The organism is Vreelandella aquamarina (assembly GCF_900110265.1).
GTDB classification, from domain to species: Bacteria; Pseudomonadota; Gammaproteobacteria; order Pseudomonadales; family Halomonadaceae; genus Vreelandella; species Vreelandella aquamarina.
This window is the reverse complement of record NZ_FODB01000064.1, coordinates 1-19019: the sequence shown is the minus strand read 5'-3', so window position 1 is coordinate 19019 and position 19019 is coordinate 1. Positions and strand designations below refer to the sequence as shown.

General features: G+C 57.2%; 15 protein-coding genes. 10 read left to right on the top strand and 5 right to left on the bottom strand.

Annotated features, from left to right (window positions below; genetic code table 11):
- Window positions 1-147, top strand: a 147-nt coding sequence (locus BMY49_RS14910; RefSeq protein WP_143058140.1) for a transposase, incomplete at its 5' end; no start/stop codon positions are given.
- 166 nt (window positions 148-313) lie between these two features.
- On the opposite strand, the gene acnA is transcribed toward BMY49_RS14910, so the two are convergent.
- Entirely contained in the window at window positions 314-3061 is a 2748-nt protein-coding gene (gene acnA, locus BMY49_RS14905; protein ID WP_058577286.1) for an aconitate hydratase AcnA, read from the bottom strand.
- Window positions 3062-3286: 225 nt separating this feature from the next.
- On the opposite strand from acnA, the gene trxB reads away from it, so the two are divergent.
- Entirely contained in the window at window positions 3287-4237 is a 951-nt protein-coding gene (gene trxB, locus BMY49_RS14900; protein WP_054641404.1) for a thioredoxin-disulfide reductase, read from the top strand.
- A gap of 55 nt (window positions 4238-4292) precedes the next feature.
- On the opposite strand, the gene BMY49_RS14895 is transcribed toward trxB, so the two are convergent.
- Window positions 4293-4805, bottom strand: coding sequence for a GspH/FimT family pseudopilin (locus BMY49_RS14895; RefSeq protein WP_054641405.1), 513 nt, complete (start codon window positions 4803-4805; stop codon window positions 4293-4295).
- Window positions 4806-4918: 113 nt separating this feature from the next.
- Here BMY49_RS14895 and thiO point away from each other — a divergent pair, with 113 nt between their 5' ends.
- A complete protein-coding gene (thiO, locus tag BMY49_RS14890) occupies window positions 4919-6016 on the top strand; it encodes a glycine oxidase ThiO (protein ID WP_089675935.1) in 1098 nt (365 codons plus the stop codon).
- A 12-nt stretch (window positions 6017-6028) separates the two neighbouring features.
- Here thiO and BMY49_RS14885 read toward each other — a convergent pair whose 3' ends face one another.
- Window positions 6029-6292, bottom strand: a complete 264-nt coding sequence (locus BMY49_RS14885; RefSeq protein ID WP_089675934.1) for a PP0621 family protein — start codon at window positions 6290-6292, stop codon at window positions 6029-6031.
- Window positions 6293-6471: 179 nt separating this feature from the next.
- Here BMY49_RS14885 and BMY49_RS14880 point away from each other — a divergent pair, with 179 nt between their 5' ends.
- Entirely contained in the window at window positions 6472-8106 is a 1635-nt protein-coding gene (locus BMY49_RS14880) for an NAD+ synthase (RefSeq protein ID WP_089675933.1), read from the top strand.
- A 239-nt stretch (window positions 8107-8345) separates the two neighbouring features.
- Here the strand turns inward: BMY49_RS14880 and BMY49_RS14875 are convergent, their stop codons facing one another.
- Entirely contained in the window at window positions 8346-9158 is an 813-nt protein-coding gene (locus BMY49_RS14875; RefSeq protein ID WP_044630351.1) for an outer membrane protein assembly factor BamD, read from the bottom strand.
- 181 nt (window positions 9159-9339) lie between these two features.
- On the opposite strand from BMY49_RS14875, the gene rluD reads away from it, so the two are divergent.
- From rluD to ilvN, 5 genes are all read left to right on the top strand, one after another.
- Entirely contained in the window at window positions 9340-10299 is a 960-nt protein-coding gene (rluD, locus tag BMY49_RS14870) for a 23S rRNA pseudouridine(1911/1915/1917) synthase RluD (protein ID WP_054641406.1), read from the top strand.
- A complete protein-coding gene (gene pgeF, locus BMY49_RS14865) occupies window positions 10296-11051 on the top strand; it encodes a peptidoglycan editing factor PgeF (protein WP_089675932.1) in 756 nt (251 codons plus the stop codon). The genes rluD and pgeF overlap by 4 nt, the downstream gene beginning before the upstream one ends.
- Before the next feature lie 127 nt (window positions 11052-11178).
- On the top strand, window positions 11179-13758 hold the full coding sequence (clpB, locus tag BMY49_RS14860; protein WP_089675931.1) for an ATP-dependent chaperone ClpB: 2580 nt from the start codon (window positions 11179-11181) through the stop codon (window positions 13756-13758).
- Between the two features lie 460 nt (window positions 13759-14218).
- Window positions 14219-15943 (top strand): acetolactate synthase 3 large subunit, encoded by a 1725-nt coding sequence (locus tag BMY49_RS14855; protein WP_062375314.1) that lies wholly within the window; start codon window positions 14219-14221, stop codon window positions 15941-15943.
- On the top strand, window positions 15943-16434 hold the full coding sequence (gene ilvN, locus BMY49_RS14850) for an acetolactate synthase small subunit (protein WP_054641407.1): 492 nt from the start codon (window positions 15943-15945) through the stop codon (window positions 16432-16434). Before BMY49_RS14855 ends, ilvN begins: the two co-directional genes overlap by 1 nt.
- A 94-nt stretch (window positions 16435-16528) precedes the next feature.
- Here the strand turns inward: ilvN and ilvY are convergent, their stop codons facing one another.
- Window positions 16529-17416, bottom strand: coding sequence for an HTH-type transcriptional activator IlvY (gene ilvY, locus BMY49_RS14845; protein WP_044630357.1), 888 nt, complete (start codon window positions 17414-17416; stop codon window positions 16529-16531).
- A 194-nt stretch (window positions 17417-17610) separates the two neighbouring features.
- Between ilvY and ilvC the strand changes: the two genes are divergently transcribed.
- A complete protein-coding gene (gene ilvC, locus BMY49_RS14840) occupies window positions 17611-18627 on the top strand; it encodes a ketol-acid reductoisomerase (protein ID WP_062362822.1) in 1017 nt (338 codons plus the stop codon).
- Window positions 18628-19019: the final 392 nt, after the last annotated feature.

Here is a 19019-nt window from a genome sequence, read left to right as displayed (position 1 = left end):
ACCGTGGAGCCGGTCTTCGGGATCATCAAACACGTGATGGGGTTCCGGCAGTTCTCGCTACGCGGACTGGATAAGGTCAGCGGCGAGTGGCGATTGGCCACCATGGCGTGGAATATCAAGCGGATGCACCGGTTGACGGCGGGCTGAGGGCTCGCCGCGCCCAACCGGCCAGCAGGCAAGGCGTCAGAACCGCCTTGCAGAAGCTGAGGGGCAGGTTAAGAGCCACACAACAGCACCAACACCAACACCAACACAGGGGGGGGTGAAGAACCCACGCCTCAGCTCATCCATTAACCTCAAGTCCGACAGACTGCTAGGCTGCGCCGATCATCTTGCGCAGCACGTAGTGAAGGATACCACCGTGGCGGTAGTACGCCAGCTCATTGGCGGTATCAATTCGGCACTTGGCATCAACGGTACGTTCCCCGTCGCTATTTTTAATCACGACTTGAACGGTGCCGCCGGGGCTTAAGTCGTTCAAACCAGCAATCGAGATCTCCTCATCCCCTGTTAATCCCAGGCTTTCACGGCTTTCGCCTTCCGGGAACTGTAGCGGTACCACGCCCATACCGATCAGGTTAGAGCGGTGGATACGCTCGAAGGATTCGGCAATGACTGCGCGCACGCCTAGCAAACGGGTGCCTTTGGCAGCCCAATCCCGCGAGGAGCCGGTGCCGTACTCCTTACCAGCAATCACCACCAGCGGCGTGCCTTCCTCTTTATATTTCATTGCGGCATCGTAAATCGCCATCTGCTCGCCGCTCGGCACGTGGCGGGTTTCGCCACCTACCACGCCGTCGAGCATCTCGTTTTTGATGCGCACGTTGGCGAAGGTGCCGCGCATCATCACTTCATGGTTACCCCGGCGTGAGCCGTAGGAGTTGAAGTCGATCGGCTTCACGCCGTGCTCTTGCAGGTAGCGCCCGGCGGGGCTATCCGGCTTGATAGAGCCAGCAGGCGAGATATGGTCGGTGGTGACGGAGTCACCCAGTATCGCCAGTATGCGGGCGTTCTTCACGTCCTCGATGGCGTCTGGCTCCCGCTGCATGCCTTCAAAGAAGGGCGGGTGCTGAATATAGGTCGATTCCGGCCACTCGTAGACCTTACCCTCCGGCACTTTGATGGCTTTCCACGTCTCATCGCCTTCGAAGACGGCACCGTACTCCTTTCGGAACATCTCGGTGTTCACCTTCTCGACGGCACTGGCGATATCGGCCTGCGAAGGCCAGATGTCTTTCAGATACACCGGGTTGCCGTCGCTGTCCTGGCCGAGCGGGTCGGTGGTTAGGTTGCACTGCACGTTGCCCGCCAGTGCATAGGCAACGACCAGGGGTGGCGAGGCCAGCCAGTTGGTTTTGACCAGTGGGTGAACGCGGCCTTCGAAGTTGCGGTTGCCCGACAGCACCGAGGCCACGGTGAGGTCGCCGTTGTTGATGGCTTTTTCAATCTCCTCCGGCAGTGGCCCAGAGTTACCGATACAGGTAGTGCAGCCGTAGCCCACTAGGTTGAAGCCTAGGGCGTCTAGGTCATCGTTAAGATTGGCGGCGGCGAGATAGTCGGTGACGACTTTAGAGCCGGGGGCCAACGATGTTTTTACCCAAGGCTTGGTGGTCAAGCCTTTTTCGCGGGCGTTGCGGGCCAGCAGGCCTGCCGCCATCATTACGCTGGGGTTGGAGGTGTTGGTGCACGAAGTAATGGCGGCGATGACTACCGCGCCGGGGTCAAGGCTGAAGTCCTGCTCGCCCATGGTGACGGACTGGCTGTCACTGTGTTTAAAGTCGTGCTCGTAGCTACGCTCAATACCCACCGCTGTTTGGCCACCTTCCGAAGCAAGTTTGCCCTTCTCGGTGGTGGGGAGTGCTTTGCCGTCCTCTTCCATGACTTTGTTAAAGGCGCTGGCCATATCTTTCAGGGCAACGCGGTCCTGCGGGCGTTTGGGGCCTGCAAGGCTTGCTTCTACCTCGTTCATATCCAAGCTGAGTGTGTCAGTGAACACCGGCTCGTCACCCGGCTCACGCCACAGGCCTTGGGCTTTGCTGTAAGCCTCAACCAACGCGATCTGGCTATCTTCACGACCGGTTAAGCGTAGGTAGTTGAGCGTTTCGTCATCCACCGGGAAGAAGCCGCAGGTGGCGCCGTATTCCGGGGCCATGTTGGCAATGGTGGCGCGGTCCGCCAGCGGCAGGTCTTTCAGGCCATCGCCGTAAAACTCGACGAACTTACCTACCACGCCTTTTTTGCGCAGCATTTCGGTGACGGTCAGCACGAGGTCGGTGGCGGTAATGCCTTCCTGCAGCTTGCCAGTCAGCTTGAAGCCAATCACCTCGGGAATCAGCATGGAAACCGGCTGACCCAGCATGGCGGCCTCGGCTTCGATACCGCCCACGCCCCAGCCCAGTACGCCGAGGCCGTTAATCATGGTGGTGTGGGAGTCGGTGCCTACCAGCGTGTCGGGATAGGCAAAGGTTTTGCCATCTTCCTCTTTGGTCCATACCGTGCGGCCCAGGTACTCTAGGTTCACCTGGTGGCAAATACCGGTTCCGGGCGGTACAACGCTGAAGTTATCAAAGGCTTTCTGGCCCCAGCGCAGGAATTCGTAGCGTTCGCCGTTGCGCTGCATTTCGATATCGACGTTTTCTTGGAACGCCGTCGGATGACCGAACTTATCGACCATCACCGAGTGGTCGATCACCAAGTCCACTGGAGAGAGCGGGTTGATACGGGCGGGATCCTCGCCCAGTTTTTCCACCGCCGCGCGCATGGAGGCGAGGTCGACCACGCCAGGCACACCGGTAAAGTCTTGCATCAATACCCGCGCTGGCCGGTAGCCTATTTCACGGCTGGATTTACCCTCTTTCTGCCAATCTACCAGGGCCTGCATGTCTTCCTGGTCGACGCTTTCATCGTCAGCGAAGCGTAGCTGGTTTTCGAGCAGGATTTTGAGCGTCTTGGGTAGCCGGTCGATATTGCCAAGGGCTTCAGCGGCTTTGGGCAGGCTGTAATAGTGGTACGTCTGGTTGCCTACCTCTAACGTATGCTGCGTATCGGGTATTTTGCTCATGGCTTTCTCCTCTGATTGCTTGGCGTTACGCGACGGTCACTCTTTTCTTGGTATGGCGAATCAATAGTATGGCTTATTAATAGCACATGGGTGTTTCACCATAGAGTTTCAAGGCATCTTTGCCTAATAGCGTAGACTAACCCTTGTAATAGCTTGTACTTGGCGCCATTTCAGGCAGACTCTCTTGCAACGTTATTTGCTCAATATTGTGACAAAGGTGGTGTCATGGAAACGCGTCATGAACGTTTGATTATTCTTGGTTCCGGCCCTGCAGGGTATACCGCAGCGGTGTATGCAGCACGGGCTAACTTAAAGCCGCTGCTGATTACCGGTATGCAGGCAGGTGGCCAATTGACCACTACAACCGATGTAGACAACTGGCCCGGCGATGCCGAAGGCGTCCAAGGCCCCGAGCTGATGGAGCGTATGAAGCAGCATGCCGAGCGGTTTAATACCGAAGTGCTGTTTGATCATATCAATGAAGTCAGCTTAGGTGAAAAGCCGTACACTTTAAAAGGCGATAGCGGTACTTATACCTGCGATGCGCTGATCATTGCGACCGGTGCCAGCGCACGCTACTTGGGGCTGCCCACTGAGCAGCAGTTTATGGGTCAGGGTGTTTCTGCCTGCGCCACTTGCGATGGCTTTTTCTATCGCAACCAGGAAGTGATTGTTGTAGGCGGGGGCAACACCGCCGTGGAAGAAGCGCTGTACCTTTCCAATATCGCTTCTAAGGTGACGCTGGTACACCGCCGCGATACCCTACGCGCCGAAAAAATTCTGCAAGACAAACTCTTCGAGAAAGCCGAGGCGGGCAAGATTGCTTTGGAATGGTTCTACGAAGTAGAGGAAGTGCTGGGCGACAACACCGGCGTGACCGGCGTGCGGGTGAAATCTACCAAAGATGGCTCCACCAAAGAGATCCATGCGCCGGGGCTGTTTATTGCCATCGGCCATAGCCCCAACACCGGCATCTTTGAAGGCCAGCTGGAAATGAACGGCGGCTATATCAAAGTGAAATCGGGCAGTGAAGGCAACGCAACGGCGACCAGCGTGCCGGGTGTATTTGCCTGTGGCGATGTGATGGATCATATCTATCGCCAGGCGATTACCTCAGCAGGCAGCGGCTGCATGGCGGCGCTGGATGCTGAACGCTATTTAGACGGTATTTCGTAATTAGGCGCCTGTTTGCTTTAGAGGGAGCCCATTAGTTAGAACAGCTAATGGGATCTCAATCTATCCGTGCTCTGCCTGCTGGGCTAAGCACAAGGCTCTGACAGGATGCTTGAGCTTGGTCATTGGTGGGGCAAACAGTATACGTACCTTGAGAACCTTTAATGCTGCCTAAAGAGGTATATCTCACTGTTGGCGCACCGCTTTTAGTTACGATAGTACCTGCTGTGGACGCGAACACTCTAATAACTTCATTGACTTGATCTTCTAGCCTTTTATCTCCCTTTACGACCATGATGGGGCCATTCCAGTCACCGGTACAGGCCGTTCTGCCTTCATTGGCAGGGCAAACCGTCACGTCACTGCGCTGTGTAATCGCCGTATTGCGCGCCAGCGTTAGCGCTGTTTGTAAGCGATTTACTTCGCTGGCGACCGCCGAACGCTCTCCCAATGCTTGAAAGCTGGGAAGCCCCCAGGCCGCCAGCATGCCCATTAAGGCGAGTGCCACCAGCAACTCAAGCAGTGTAAAGCCCGTGTTGTTTCGCCTAGCGATGTGGTGAGGCTGTGCCATAGTCTCTCTCAGTAGCTTGACCTGTTGAAACGCATCACTATGCTCATTCTCTTTATGCCGCCAATGCGCTGGTACTCTGTTAGCGACTCTATTAGCAATAGTGGGCAATATTTGTGAGCGATTTCTTAATTATAGGCGGTGGTGTTATTGGCATGATGACCGCGCTGCAACTGGCAGATGCAGGTCAGAATATCACGCTGGTGGAGCGTGGGGCATGCGGGAAAGAGGCTTCTTGGGCAGGCGGGGGTATTGTGTCGCCGCTCTACCCATGGCGGTATGGCGAGCCAGTATCGCAACTTTCCCGCTGGTCGGAGGGCGTCTATCCGACGCTGGCACTGCGCCTGCTGGAAGAGACCGGCATCGACCCGGAGTATCGCCAAAAGGGCTTGCTCTACTTAAACGTGGATGACGATGACGCGGCACTGCACTGGGCCCGCCAGCTAGGCAAACCATTGGAGCGGGTAGACGCCTCTTTTGTGCATCAAAAAGAGCCCGAAGCGGCTGCGCCAGAAGGCAGCGCGCTCTGGATGCCCACTCTGGGCAGCGTGCGCAACCCGCGCTTGGGCCAAGCGCTACGGGCGCGCTTAGCCGCTATGCCCAACGTCACACTCATAGAGCAGTGCAGCGTGCAGGGGGTTATTCAGCGCCAAGGCCGCGTGGTGGGTGTTGATACCAACCAAGGCGAGCAGCTGGCCGAGCAGTTGGTGGTATGCGGCGGTGCTTGGGCGGCCCAGTTGCTAGAGGGTTTGAACGTGCGCCTGCCGGTGCGCCCCGTCAAAGGGCAGATGATTGCTTATCAAGCACCGCCAGGGTTAGTGCAGCGCGTTGTGCTAAAGGATGGCCGCTATGTGATTCCCCGTAGCGACGGGCTGCTGCTGGTAGGCTCGACCCTGGAAGAGGCTGGCTTCGACAAAACCACCGATGCAGAGGCGTTGGCCTCGCTCAAGCGAAGCGCGGAGAATATTATCCCCGCGCTGGCAGATTGCCCTGTCGCGCACCATTGGGCGGGCCTGCGCCCTGGCTCGCCGGAAGGCATTCCTTTTATTGGCGCACTGCCCGATTTTCCGAATGTGTTTGTCAATGCAGGCCACTACCGTAACGGCTTAGTGCTAGCGCCTGCATCGACACACTTACTAGCGGATCAGCTGCTTGGGCGTAAGCCGCTGATGGATCCTACGCCTTATCAGCCAACGGCTGCGCGTTTGGCGTAAAGGCGGGGAGGCTTAGCGATTGCTGTTGTCTTCCTGCTCCTGCAAAAAACGGTCACGATGCGCGCTACAGCAGAACCACTGTTCCGCATTGCGCAGCGCCTCGTTTTCCGGTACGTGAACATCACACCAGCGGCAGCGCACCATATTGCCGCCCTCATGGCGAGGGGGTGTTTGCTGCTGGTGGGTCAGCTTACGCTGGCGGTAAATACCGTAAAGCTTCAAGCCTACGTAAAACAGCACGGCAAATATAATCAACCGAATGATCAATAGATTCATCCTCAATGGCTCCCTAAGTGGGAAAGGCGGTTACAAGGCGTGACTGGCGGCAAGACTTTCGTTGCTTTCAGCCCTCTTAGTGCTGTGTGGCCTTTGCCACTTGGCATGCCTTGCGGGACAATGCATCTACTATATAGATGCCACCGTATTCCGAAGATTCTCAAGAGATTTTAACGCCCATGCAAGACTTAACGCTGGTAATGGCCCAACTCGACCCTCTGGTGGGAGATATTCCCGGCAATGCCGCGCGTGCCATTGAGGCCGTGCGAGAAGCGAGGATTGAGCATGGGGCGGATATTGTTGTCTTCCCCGAGCTTTTTTTATCCGGCTACCCGCCGGAAGATTTGCTGCTGCGCCCCTCCATGGAAGCCCGCCTGCGGGAAACTCGTGCCAAAATGGCCGAAAAAATTGCCCGTGATGTGTTGGTGATTATTGGCTACCCCGGCGTGCGTGAAGGCAAGTGCTATAACCTGGCGGGTGTGCTGTACAACGGCCAGTGGGAAGCGGAGTACGCCAAGCAGGCGCTGCCCAACTACCAAGTGTTTGACGAGCAGCGCTACTTTACCCCTGGCACTGAGCCGCTGGTGTACGAACATAAAGGCGCCAAGCTTGGCCTGCTGATTTGTGAAGATTTATGGGAAGGCGCGCCGGTAAAAGCGGCTCGGGAAGCCGGGGCAGAAGTGCTGATTAGCCTGAATGCCTCGCCCTACCATCAGGACAAGCCCGCCGAGCGGCTGCGCCTTTTAGAGCTGCGTGCCCAAGAAGTGCAGCGGCCGATTGTTTACGTCAACACCATCGGCGGCCAGGATGAGCTGGTGTTTGATGGTGGTTCTAGCTGTGTGGATGCCAGTGGCCAACTCAAGGTGCTGGCGCCCTATTGGCAGGCGGGGTTAATGCCCATTCAACTGCTGCAAACCAGCGCGAATACCTGGGAGCCCCAAGCGGGGGAGATCGAGCCAGACGTCGAGCCGGAAGAGAGCCTCTATTGCGCGCTGGTGACTGGCCTGCGTGACTACGTCAATAAAAGCGGGTTCAAGGGCGTCGTGTTGGGGCTTTCTGGTGGGATAGATTCTGCTCTCTCGCTGGCCATTGCGGTGGATGCGCTAGGGCCGCAGCGGGTGCAGGCGGTGATGATGCCTTACCACTACACGGCGGATATCTCCAAACAAGATGCCGCCGAGCAGGCGAACCTGCTGGGGGTGCACTATGACGTGATGCCCATCGAGCCGATGGTGGAAGCCTTTATGGGCACCTTGGCGGAAAGCTTTGCTGGCACTGAGCGGGATACTACCGAAGAGAACCTGCAGTCGCGCTGTCGTGGTGTGCTGTTAATGGCCATTTCCAATAAGAAAGGCCTGATGGTGCTGACCACTGGCAACAAGAGCGAAATGGCAGTGGGTTACGCTACCCTGTATGGCGATATGGTGGGCGGCTACAACGCTATTAAGGATGTGTATAAAACTTGGGTTTATCGCTTAGCCCGCTGGCGCAATACTCAGTCTCCGGCGATTCCCGAGCGGGTCATTGAGCGCCCGCCTAGCGCTGAGCTCGCCCCTGATCAGCAGGATAGCGACTCGCTACCCGACTACGATGTGCTGGACGCCATTTTGGTCCGCTACATCGAAGGGGATATGAGCGCCGAGTCGATTATTGCGGCAGGCTTTGAGGAAGAGGATGTCTATAAAGTCGTCAAGCTGGTGGATCGCTGCGAATACAAGCGTCGCCAGGCCCCTGTAGGAGTGCGGGTCACGCCGCGTGGTTTCGGGCGTGACCGTCGCTACCCCATTGTGAATGGCTGGCAGCCTGGGAATTAATGTAAGCGCTCACTGGCTTAAGGCAGTACCGGAGGAGGGGCCAAGCTTTTCCAATCACGGTGCTTTCGGTTAGCTCAAGCTTCAGCTTGTGGGGCGAGGCACCGCTTAGGATTTGATAAGTTATTGTTAAGTAAGTTTTATTAGGCATGAGCGCAATAAAACCACGCCGAAGCGTGGTTTTATTGATGCATGGGGTGTACAGCTTAAACGTGGCGGCCGCTAGTGGCCTGATTCAACGCTTAATCGCTGTTGCCATGTTTGGGCGTAAAGCGGCCGTTTTGAAGCTGCTCGTGATCCGGCGCGTTTTCGCGCAATACAGTGAGCACCTCGCGGGCGCGGTCGTCCATGCCTAAGCCTTGATAGCCCTCCACCATCGTGGCTAGCGCATCACGGGTGGCGCTGGACTCTGGGTAATTTTCGATGACCCAGCGGCCCCGCTCAACGGCGGCCAAGAAAGCACCGCGGCGCAGGTAGTAGTCAGCCACATGCAGTTCATGGCGGGCTAATAGCTCACGCAGATAGACAATGCGCTGCTGGGCATCCGGCGCGTACTGGCTCTGCGGGAAGCGCTGAATCAGTTCGCGGAAATCGTTGTAGGCATCCCGCGAGGCGCCCAGGTCGCGCTTGGAAATGTCGATCAAGCGCAGGCGCTCTAGGCTAAAACGGCCTGCCTGCCAAGCGGACAGCCCGCGCAGGTAGTAGGCGTAGTCCACCTGGGGGTGGTCTGGGTGCAGGCGGATAAAGCGGCTAGCGGCAGCGCGCGCCTCTTCCCAGTTGCTGTTTTCGTAATAGGCGTAAATCAGCTCAAGCTGGGCCTGTTCGGCGTGGGGGCCGAACGGATAGCGAGTATCCAGGGCTTCAAGGCGCTCGATAGCAATCGGGAAGCGGTTGCTATCGAGTGCGGTGCGTGCCAGCTCATACAGCTCGCGCTCTTGTACCCCCGCAAACTCATCTTCCTCTTCCGGGGTCGTGTCGTTGCTAGCGCAGCCCGCCAGGAGGGCAAGGCTCAAGGCTAGGGCGCCAAAGCGGTTGGCAGCGGAAAAAACGCGCATCATCATCCTCGTTGCAAACAAGCCTCAATCACCGAAAAGCGACGATGGCCATAAGTAGAAATGGTAGAATAGGTCGCAGTTAGCCCACTATAAAACACCTAGACGCAAAACGCAGGCTTAGCGACACGTTAAGCGTATTATGTGACGCAGTTGGGCGGTTAGCGTCTTAGAGAGGTTATTCATGTCTCGTATTGTTGAAGCCACGCAGCGGGTGCCCGCATCATTAGCTGGTGCACGTTTGGACCAAGCGGCGGCGGAGTTGTTCAGCGATTACTCCCGCGAGCGCTTGAAAGCGTGGATCAACGCCGGTGAGCTCACCGTCGATGGTGCCAAGGTCAAGCCGAAAGCCAAACTGCACGGCCATGAAGTGCTGACGCTCAACGCGACCATCGAAGAGGACACGCGTTTCGAGCCCCAGGACATTGCGCTGGACATCGTCTACGAAGACGATGACGTCATCGTCATCAACAAGGCAGCGGGCATGGTCGTGCATCCGGCGGCGGGCAACCCGGATGGCACTTTGCTCAATGCGCTACTGCATCATCACCCCACGCTGGCGGAGGTGCCGCGCGCGGGGATCGTCCACCGTTTGGATAAAGATACTACCGGGCTGATGATGGTCGCCAAAACCCTGCCAGCCCAAACAGTCCTGGTGGAGCAACTTCAGGCGCGTACCGTTTCGCGTCAATACGATGCGGTGGTGATTGGCAAACCCGTGGCGGGCAGCACCATTGATGCGCCGATTGGTCGGCACCCGAAAGACCGTAAACGCCAAGCGGTCACGGCGTCCGGCAAACCCGCCGTGACTCATTTTCGCGTGGTAGAGCGCTTTCGTGCTCACACCCACGTACGCTGCCAGCTAGAAACCGGTCGCACCCACCAAATCCGCGTGCATATGGCCCACGCCCGCTATCCGCTGATTGGCGACCCGCTCTACAGTGGCCGTGCCAAACTTCCGCCGGGGGCTGCCGGGCCGTTAAAAGAGATTTTGCGCGAGTTTCCTCGCCAAGCGCTGCATGCTCGCAAACTGAGCTTTGTGCACCCCGTCAGTGGCGAAACCCTCACTTTTCAAGCCGATCTGCCCGATGATCTACTAATGTTATTGGACTACCTGCGCGAAGATAGCGAGACCATGCGATGAGCGATGCCATTGACCTGCGCCCGACGCTACTGCTACCGGATTGGCCCGCGCCCGCCAACGTGCGGGCCTTTGTGACCACCCGTGAAACCGGGCCAAGCCAGAACGACTTTGCTGCCTTCAACCCGGCAACCCACGTTGGTGATAACGCTGACCATGTGGCGCTGTGTCGGCGGCTAATGCAGAAAGAGATCGGTGATGACCGCCCGCTGCTGTGGCTAAACCAAACCCATGGTGCCCGGGTGCAGCAAGAGTACCAAAGCACTCCCCCAGAAGCAGACGCCGCCGTGGCTAATAGCAGCGAGTACGCTTGCGTGGTACTCACGGCAGACTGTTTGCCGGTACTGCTCTGCAACCGCCAAGGCACCCAGGTCGCGGTAGCCCATGCGGGTTGGCGGGGGTTGGCAGGCGGGGTGCTAGAGGCTACGGTGGCCGCGATGAACTGTGACCCCAGCGATATTTTGGTGTGGCTAGGTCCGGCTATTTCCAACGCCCAGTTTGAAGTGGGCCCGGAAGTTTATGGTGCCTTTGTAGCGGTACATCCTGAAACCGCCGATGCCTTTGATCACAGCCCCTATCGGCTTGGTCACTACATGGCTGATTTATATCGGTTGGCGCGCTTTCGCTTAGAGGAGTTAGGGATCCATCATATTAGCGGCGGGCACTTCTGTACCGCCTGCGAATCGCGCTTCTACTCCTACCGCCGCGACAATGGTCACACCGGCCGTATGGCGAGTGTGATCTGGATCAACTAAGAGTCACTTGAAATACGTGGATATGACCCCACCTAACTTGTCAAGCTAATCGTCTTTAGCACGTTCAACAACAAGTTATCGGGAAGCGCCGTGGGTCCAAACGCACGGCTACCCCAGGAGGCACTCCATGCGATTCGATAAATTCACTGCCAAATTACAGGCTGCCATTGCGGAAGCGCAGTCCCTCGCGGTAGGCCACGGCCACAACCAGCTTGAACCAGTGCATCTGCTGCTGGCGCTGATCGACACCAAAGATACCGGCATTAAAGCGCTGATTGAAAAAGCCGAAGGCAGCAGCTCGCGCCTGCGTGACGGCTTGCAGCGTCAAATGGACGACCTGCCCAAAGTCAGCCAGTTCGATGGCGATGTTCAACCCTCCCGCGACTTCGTTAAGCTGGTTAATCTCACCGACCGCGAAGCGCAAAAGCGCGGCGACCAGTTTATTGCTTCTGAGCTTGTGTTGCTGGCTGCGCTGGAAATGAACAGCGCCATTACCAAGCTGATGAAAGAGGCTGGACTCAGCCGTAAAACGTTAGAGGCGGCCATCGACAGCCTGCGTGGCGGCTCCCGCGTTGATGACCCCAACGCCGAAGATCAGCGTGAAGCGCTGAATAAGTACACATTGGACCTCACCCAGCGCGCGCTGGACGGCAAGCTCGACCCTGTGATCGGTCGCGATGACGAAATCCGCCGTACGATTCAGGTGTTGCAGCGTCGCACCAAGAACAACCCGGTGCTGATTGGCGAACCTGGTGTGGGTAAAACCGCCATCGTCGAAGGCCTGGCTCAGCGCATCGTTAACGGTGAAGTACCCGAAGGTTTGAAAGAGAAACGCGTGCTGTCGTTGGATATGGGCGCGCTGCTCGCCGGAGCCAAGTTTCGCGGTGAGTTCGAAGAGCGCCTGAAAGCCGTGTTGAAAGAGCTCTCCCAAGAAGAGGGACGAGTGATCCTGTTCATCGATGAGTTGCATACCATGGTGGGCGCTGGAAAGGCCGATGGCGCCATGGACGCGGGCAATATGCTCAAACCAGCGCTGGCGCGTGGTGAGCTGCACTGTGTGGGCGCCACCACGTTGGATGAGTACCGCCAGTACATTGAAAAGGACGCCGCGTTAGAGCGCCGCTTCCAGAAAGTGCTGGTGGATGAACCCACCGAGGCCGATACCATCGCCATTCTGCGTGGTTTGAAAGAGCGCTACGAAGTGCACCACGGCGTTGATATTACCGACTCGGCGATTATTGCCGCCGCTAAGCTTTCTACGCGTTACATTACTGACCGCCAACTGCCGGACAAAGCCATCGACCTGATCGATGAGGCAGCATCGCGGATTCGTATGGAGCTAGACTCCAAGCCCGAAGAGATGGACCGCCTTGATCGCCGCCTCATCCAGCTCAAGATGGAGCGGGAGGCGCTGAAAAAAGAGACCGACGAAGCGAGCAAAAAACGCCTGGAGGCGCTGAATAACCAGATTCACGAGTTAGAGCGTGAATACGCTGACCTGGATGAGATCTGGAAGGCGGAAAAAGCCAGCATTCAAGGCGCCGCGCAGTTCAAAGCGGAGCTCGAGCAAGCGCGTATCGATCTTGAGCAGGCGCGTCGTCAGGGTGATTTGGGCCGCATGTCGGAAATCCAGTACGGCAAGATTCCCGAGCTGGAGAAAAAGATCAGCGAAGCAGGAGAAGGCGAAACCGATACTGCCAGCCATCAGCTGTTGCGCTCCAACGTCACGGAAGAGGAAATCGCAGAGGTGGTCTCGCGCTGGACGGGCATTCCCGTATCCAAAATGCTGGAAGGCGAGCGGGATAAACTGCTGCGTATGGAAGAGGCCCTCCACGAGCGCGTCATCGGCCAGAACGAGGCGGTCGAGGCCGTCGCCAACGCGGTGCGGCGCTCGCGGGCTGGCCTTGCCGATCCCAACCGTCCTAACGGCTCGTTCCTGTTCCTTGGCCCGACCGGGGTGGGTAAAACCGAGCTGTGCAAGTCGCTGGCCAACTTCCTGTTCGATACAGAAGAGGCGATGGTGCGTATCGACATGTCGGAGTTTATGGAGAAGCACTCCGTGGCCCGTTTGATTGGCGCGCCTCCCGGCTACGTCGGCTATGAAGAGGGGGGCTACTTAACCGAAGCAGTGCGCCGCAAGCCCTACTCGGTGCTGCTGCTGGATGAGGTGGAAAAAGCGCACCCGGATGTGTTCAACATTCTGCTGCAAGTGCTGGAAGATGGCCGCTTAACCGATGGTCAGGGTCGTACCGTCGACTTCCGTAACACCGTGATTGTGATGACCTCTAACATGGGCTCAGACATTATTCAGCGCATGGGCGGGGATGATAATGATTACGAGCTGATGAAAAACGCGGTGATGGAGGTAGTGGGTAATCACTTCCGCCCAGAATTAATCAACCGCATTGATGAGGTGGTGGTGTTCCACGCACTCGGCCAAGAGCAGATCCAGGCCATTGCCGGTATTCAGTTAGAGCGCTTGAAAGGGCGGCTCGCGGAACACGACCTGAGCCTGGAGATTAGTGACGATGCCATGGCGCAGCTAGCGGTGGTGGGTTTTGACCCTGTGTTTGGGGCGCGGCCACTCAAGCGGGCCATTCAAAGCCGCATTGAAAACCCGCTGGCTCAAAATCTGCTGGCAGGCAAGTATGCCCCAGGCGATACCATTCACATTAGCGCCAATGAAGGCGAACTAGTGTTTAGTTAATTGCGCAATGAAATAGGGCAAATGCCCCGTCAGCACCGCTGGCGGGGCATTTTTTTTGCGCTTACTGCGACCTTTGTTGCGTTTGAAGGGATCGGAGGTTGACAGGCTAAGGGCGCTAATGGAATCTTGTGGGTTCCTGATTTGCGGGCGCGGAACCAACGGGCAACCCCTGATCCCCGCGCGAAGGGTAGGCTCACGCCTCTACCCGCCGAAGGACTTCCGGGCTTAGGCTAACCGCCTGACCTGGCCAACGCCCCGACACGGCAAACCGCCGTGTAAGGGAACCGCTCTTTATGGTTGCCATAAATGAGCATTCCCGATGAGAGTGCAGGCCCTAACCGGGCCATATTGCCAGGGTTTGGCATCAGGTGCCGGCATGGGCCGGCAGCGGCATACCGCCGCACTCGACCCCGCAGGATGTCCTGCGGATCGCACTCGAGACCTCCAGGGGAGAAACACAGTGGAACTGCTTTCCGGCGCAGATATGATCGCCCGCTTCTTGCAAGATGAGGGCGTCGAGTACATTTATGGTTATCCCGGTGGCGCGGCGCTGCATATTTATGATGCGCTGTTCCGCCAAGACAAAGTGAAGCACATCCTCGTGCGGCACGAACAGGCAGCCACCCACGCTGCCGACGGCTATGCCCGTGCCTCCGGCAAGCCCGGCGTGGTGCTGGTGACCTCTGGCCCCGGCGCTACCAACGCGGTGACTGGCATTGCGACCGCCTACATGGACTCCATTCCCATGGTTGTTCTGTGCGGCCAGGTCATGAGCCACTTGATTGGTGACGACGCCTTCCAGGAAACCGATATCGTTGGCGTGACGCGTCCTATCGTGAAGCACAGCTTCTCGATTCGTCACCCGTCCGAAATCCCAGAAGTGCTGAAAAAGGCCTTCTATCTGGCATCGACCGGTCGTCCTGGCCCGGTGGTGGTCGATATCCCCAAGGACATGACCGCGCCCACCGAGCGCTACGAGTACGTGTACCCGAAGAAGGTCAAACTGCGCTCCTACAATCCGGTGACCCGTGGGCATACCGGGCAGATCAAGAAAGCCGTCGAGATGATGCTGAAGGCCAAGCGCCCAGTGTTCTATACCGGTGGCGGTGTGGTAACAGGCAAGGCAAGCGAAGGCTTGACCGACTTGGTGAAGCAGCTTGGCTTCCCGATTACCACCACGCTGATGGGCATTGGCGCGTACCCGCAAAGCGACCGCCAGTGTTTGGGCTGGCTGGGTATGCACGGCTCGTATGAGTCCAATATGGCCATGCACCACGCGGACCTGATCATTGCTATTGGCGCACGTTTCGATGACCGAGTGACTAACAACACGTCGAAGTTCTGCCCAACGGCGAAGATTATTCACGTGGATGTCGACCCAAGCTCAGTATCCAAAACCGTGCGTGCAGACGTGCCGATTGTTGGCCCGGCGTCCAGCGTCATCAACGAGATGATTAGCTTGGTGCAGGGGCACTCCATTGCGCATCCAGAAGCACTGGCCGATTGGTGGCAGAAGATCGACGGTTGGCGTGCCGATCGCGAAGGAAAGCTCTACGAGCCTTCCAAGCCCGGCGAAGTGCTGAAACCGCAAGAAGTGATCGAAGCGCTGTGCCGCGTGACCCGTGGCGAAGCGTACGTCACCACGGACGTGGGTCAGCACCAGATGTTTGCGGCGCAGTACTACAAGTTCGATAAGCCGAATCGCCTGATCACCTCCGGCGGGCTAGGCACTATGGGCTTCGGTTTCCCGGCCGCCATGGGTATTAAGCAGAACTTCCCGGAAGACGATGTGGTCTGCGTCACCGGCGAGGGTAGCTTCCAGATGATGATGCAGGAGCTCTCTACCTGTAAGCAGTACGGCGTGGGCGTCAAGATCGTCAACCTGAACAACGCTTCGCTCGGCATGGTGCGCCAGTGGCAGGATTTGAACTACAAGTCTCGCCATGCGCACTCTTATATGGAGTCGCTGCCCGACTTCCATATGCTGATTGAAGCATATGGGTTCACCGCGATCACCGTGAAGACGCTAGACGAGTTGGAGCCGGCGCTTGAGCGTGCGTTTGCCAACAAGCATGAGCTGGTCTTCCTGGACGTGAAGGTCGACCCCCATGAGCACGTCTACCCGATGCAGGTGCCGCTGGGCGCTATGCGTGACATGCTGCTGTCTAAAACGGAGCGTACCTGATGCGTCATATCATCTCGATTCTGATGGAAAACGAACCGGGTGCGCTGTCACGTGTGGTCGGGTTGTTCTCCCAGCGTAACTTCAACATCGAAACGCTAAACGTTGCACCGACGGAAGATCCGTCGCTGTCCCGCTTAACGGTAACTACCATCGGCGACGACCGGGTGATTGAGCAGATCACCAAGCACCTCAATAAGTTGATTGATGTGGTAAAGCTGGTGGATCTCACCGAAGGCAACCACATTGAGCGTGAGCTGATGCTGGTGAAGGTGAAAGCGCTTGGCGCTGCCCGCGATGAAGTTAAGCGTACGGTGGATATCTTCCGTGCGCAGATCGTCGACGTGACGCCTAGCCTCTACACGGTGCAGATTACCGGCGACGCTTCAAAGCTGGATGCCTTCCTACAGGCCATGTCGCCGGTGGGCATTCTCGAAGTAGCGCGTACCGGGGTATCCGGTATTGCCCGGGGCGATAAAGTACTGTCCTTGTAAAGGTTCGCTTTACAGTAGTGCTTGTATTGCTAAAAGCCGCCCATTATTCGCTGGGCGGCTTTTTTTGTACTGTGCTTTAGTGATAAATAGTGCGTTAACGTGGATTAACCGCCGCCCAAAACGCATCAATCATCGGGTTTTTTAACCGTCGGTTCAGCACGCAGAGGCCGACATCATAGTGGGGCAGCTCCGGTTTGACGTTAAGTACCTGTACCCGTTCCGCCAGCGGGCTATTATCCAGCACGATCTTGGGGACAACGCCCACACCGAAGCCAAGCCCGACCATACTCACAATCGCTTCGTGCCCGGCTACCTGGGCGTAAATGCGCGGTGCAATACCCATGGCTTTGAACCAGGTGTTGGCGTATTCCCTGGAGAGGCCTGCTTCCGACAAAATCATCGGCACGTGCTGCCACTGCTCTGCGGTGGAGCTTTCTGGTTGAGGCGGCAGCCACGCGTGGGGCTCGGTGGGTGCAATGAACAGCAGTGGCGAGCGGGTCAGCGACTTGAAGGCCAGCGCGCTAGGCGGAATACGCGGGCGAGGAGTAATCGCCATATCGTCTGCGCCTTCCAGCACTCGCGACATCGCATCGGCGGGGTCACCAGTATGCAGCTTTAGCTCAATGCCGGGGTGGCGTGTACGTACATCGCTGAGTAATTCATACAGAAAGCTGTAGCTCGCCGTGACCGAGCAATAAATGCTGATCTCCCCGCTGAGTTGTGCTGTGGTGGCGGCCAAGGTGCGTTTTTGGGTTTCCCACTGCTCTAGCGTCTCTTTGGCATAGTGTTGGAACGTGATGCCTTGAGGGGTTAGCGTTACGTGGCGGTTATCGCGCTCGAATAGTCGAGTGCCTAGCTCGCTCTCTACCTGTTGAATAGAGCGGCTCAGCGTCGATGGGCTAATGTGGCAAAGCTCGCTGGCACGGCCAAAATGCAGTGTGTCGGCCAGGGTGACCACGTGTTTGAGTAGACGAAAATCCATAAAGGCCGACACCCTAAGCGTTATTTCATAATATGAAATAGTATGTTGCAAACATAGCGTTTTACGCAACGGCTGCTCTATCGTAGAGTGACCTCAACGCCGAATCCCAGTGCTGCATAAGACGGCACGGGTGGCCATTAACGCTGACCTATACGCTATAAAAATTTGATATTACCGACTTCTGGAGTCTCGCCATGCACGTTTATTACGATAAAGATTGCGACCTGTCCCTGATCCAAGCCAAAAAAGTTACCATCGTTGGCTATGGTTCGCAGGGCCATGCGCATGCTAACAACCTGAAAGAGTCTGGCGTCGATGTCACTGTCGCACTGCGCAAAGGCTCCTCTTCTGCAGCGAAAGCAGAAGCGGCTGGTTTAAAAGTGGCGAGCGTGCCGGAAGCGTGCAAAACCGCTGACGTGGTGATGATCTTGGCGCCGGACGAAAACCAAAAAGCCATCTACGAGCAGGAAGTTGAGCCGAACCTGAAAGAGGGCGCGACGCTGGCGTTCGCCCACGGCTTCAACATTCACTACAACCAGATTGAGCCGCGCAAAGACCTCGACGTGATCATGATCGCACCGAAAGCGCCGGGTCACACCGTTCGCTCTGAGTTCGTAAAAGGCGGCGGTATCCCTGATCTGATCGCTATTCATCAAGATGCGTCTGGCAGTGCTAAAGAGCTGGCGCTCTCCTACGCAGCCGGCGTTGGCGGTGGCCGCAGCGGTATTATCGAAACAACCTTCAAAGACGAAACCGAAACCGATCTGTTCGGTGAGCAAGCGGTACTGTGCGGTGGCGCAGTTGAGCTGGTAAAAGCAGGCTTTGAGACGCTGACTGAAGCAGGCTATGCGCCGGAAATGGCTTACTTCGAGTGTCTGCATGAGCTCAAGCTGATCGTCGACCTGATGTACGAAGGCGGCATCGCCAATATGAACTACTCCATCTCCAACAATGCGGAGTACGGCGAGTACGTGACCGGCCCTGAGGTGATCAACGACGAGTCTCGCGCTGCAATGCGCAATGCACTCAAGCGCATCCAGACCGGCGAGTACGCCAAGATGTTCATCCAGGAAGGCAACACTAACTATCCGTCCATGACCGCACGTCGTCGCCTGAATGCCGAGCACGAAATCGAGCAGGTAGGTGCCAAGCTGCGCGGCATGATGCCGTGGATTGCTGCCAACCAGCTGGTCGATAAGTCCAAGAACTAATCGATTCACTGATTTGCTAACGCCCCGAGGCTTTGTCTCGGGGCGTTTTTCGTGGTGCGCCAGGCATGGCGCGCAGCGCCAATTAGGCGCTATCCGGTCCGCCGTGGTGGTTGGCCGGATGACTTGGGGGTGAAAGTCCCCTACGGACCCTGATAGCGGGAACCGTTAGCTGAACAGCAAGGGTGTCTGCCGCAAGGCAGAATCCGAAGGAAGCTGAAGGCAAACTCCCGGCCCGACGAACAGAAATCGCATACGAGGCTATCGCACCCGGGCGAGAGTGCAATGATCCTCAAAGCCCCATAGCTATCCGGAAGGGGCGATAGTAAATGCGGCGGGTAGGTGGGAGGAAGGTCGCGCGTCTTACCCTGGGAGGTCTGGTGGTCTGCCACGGT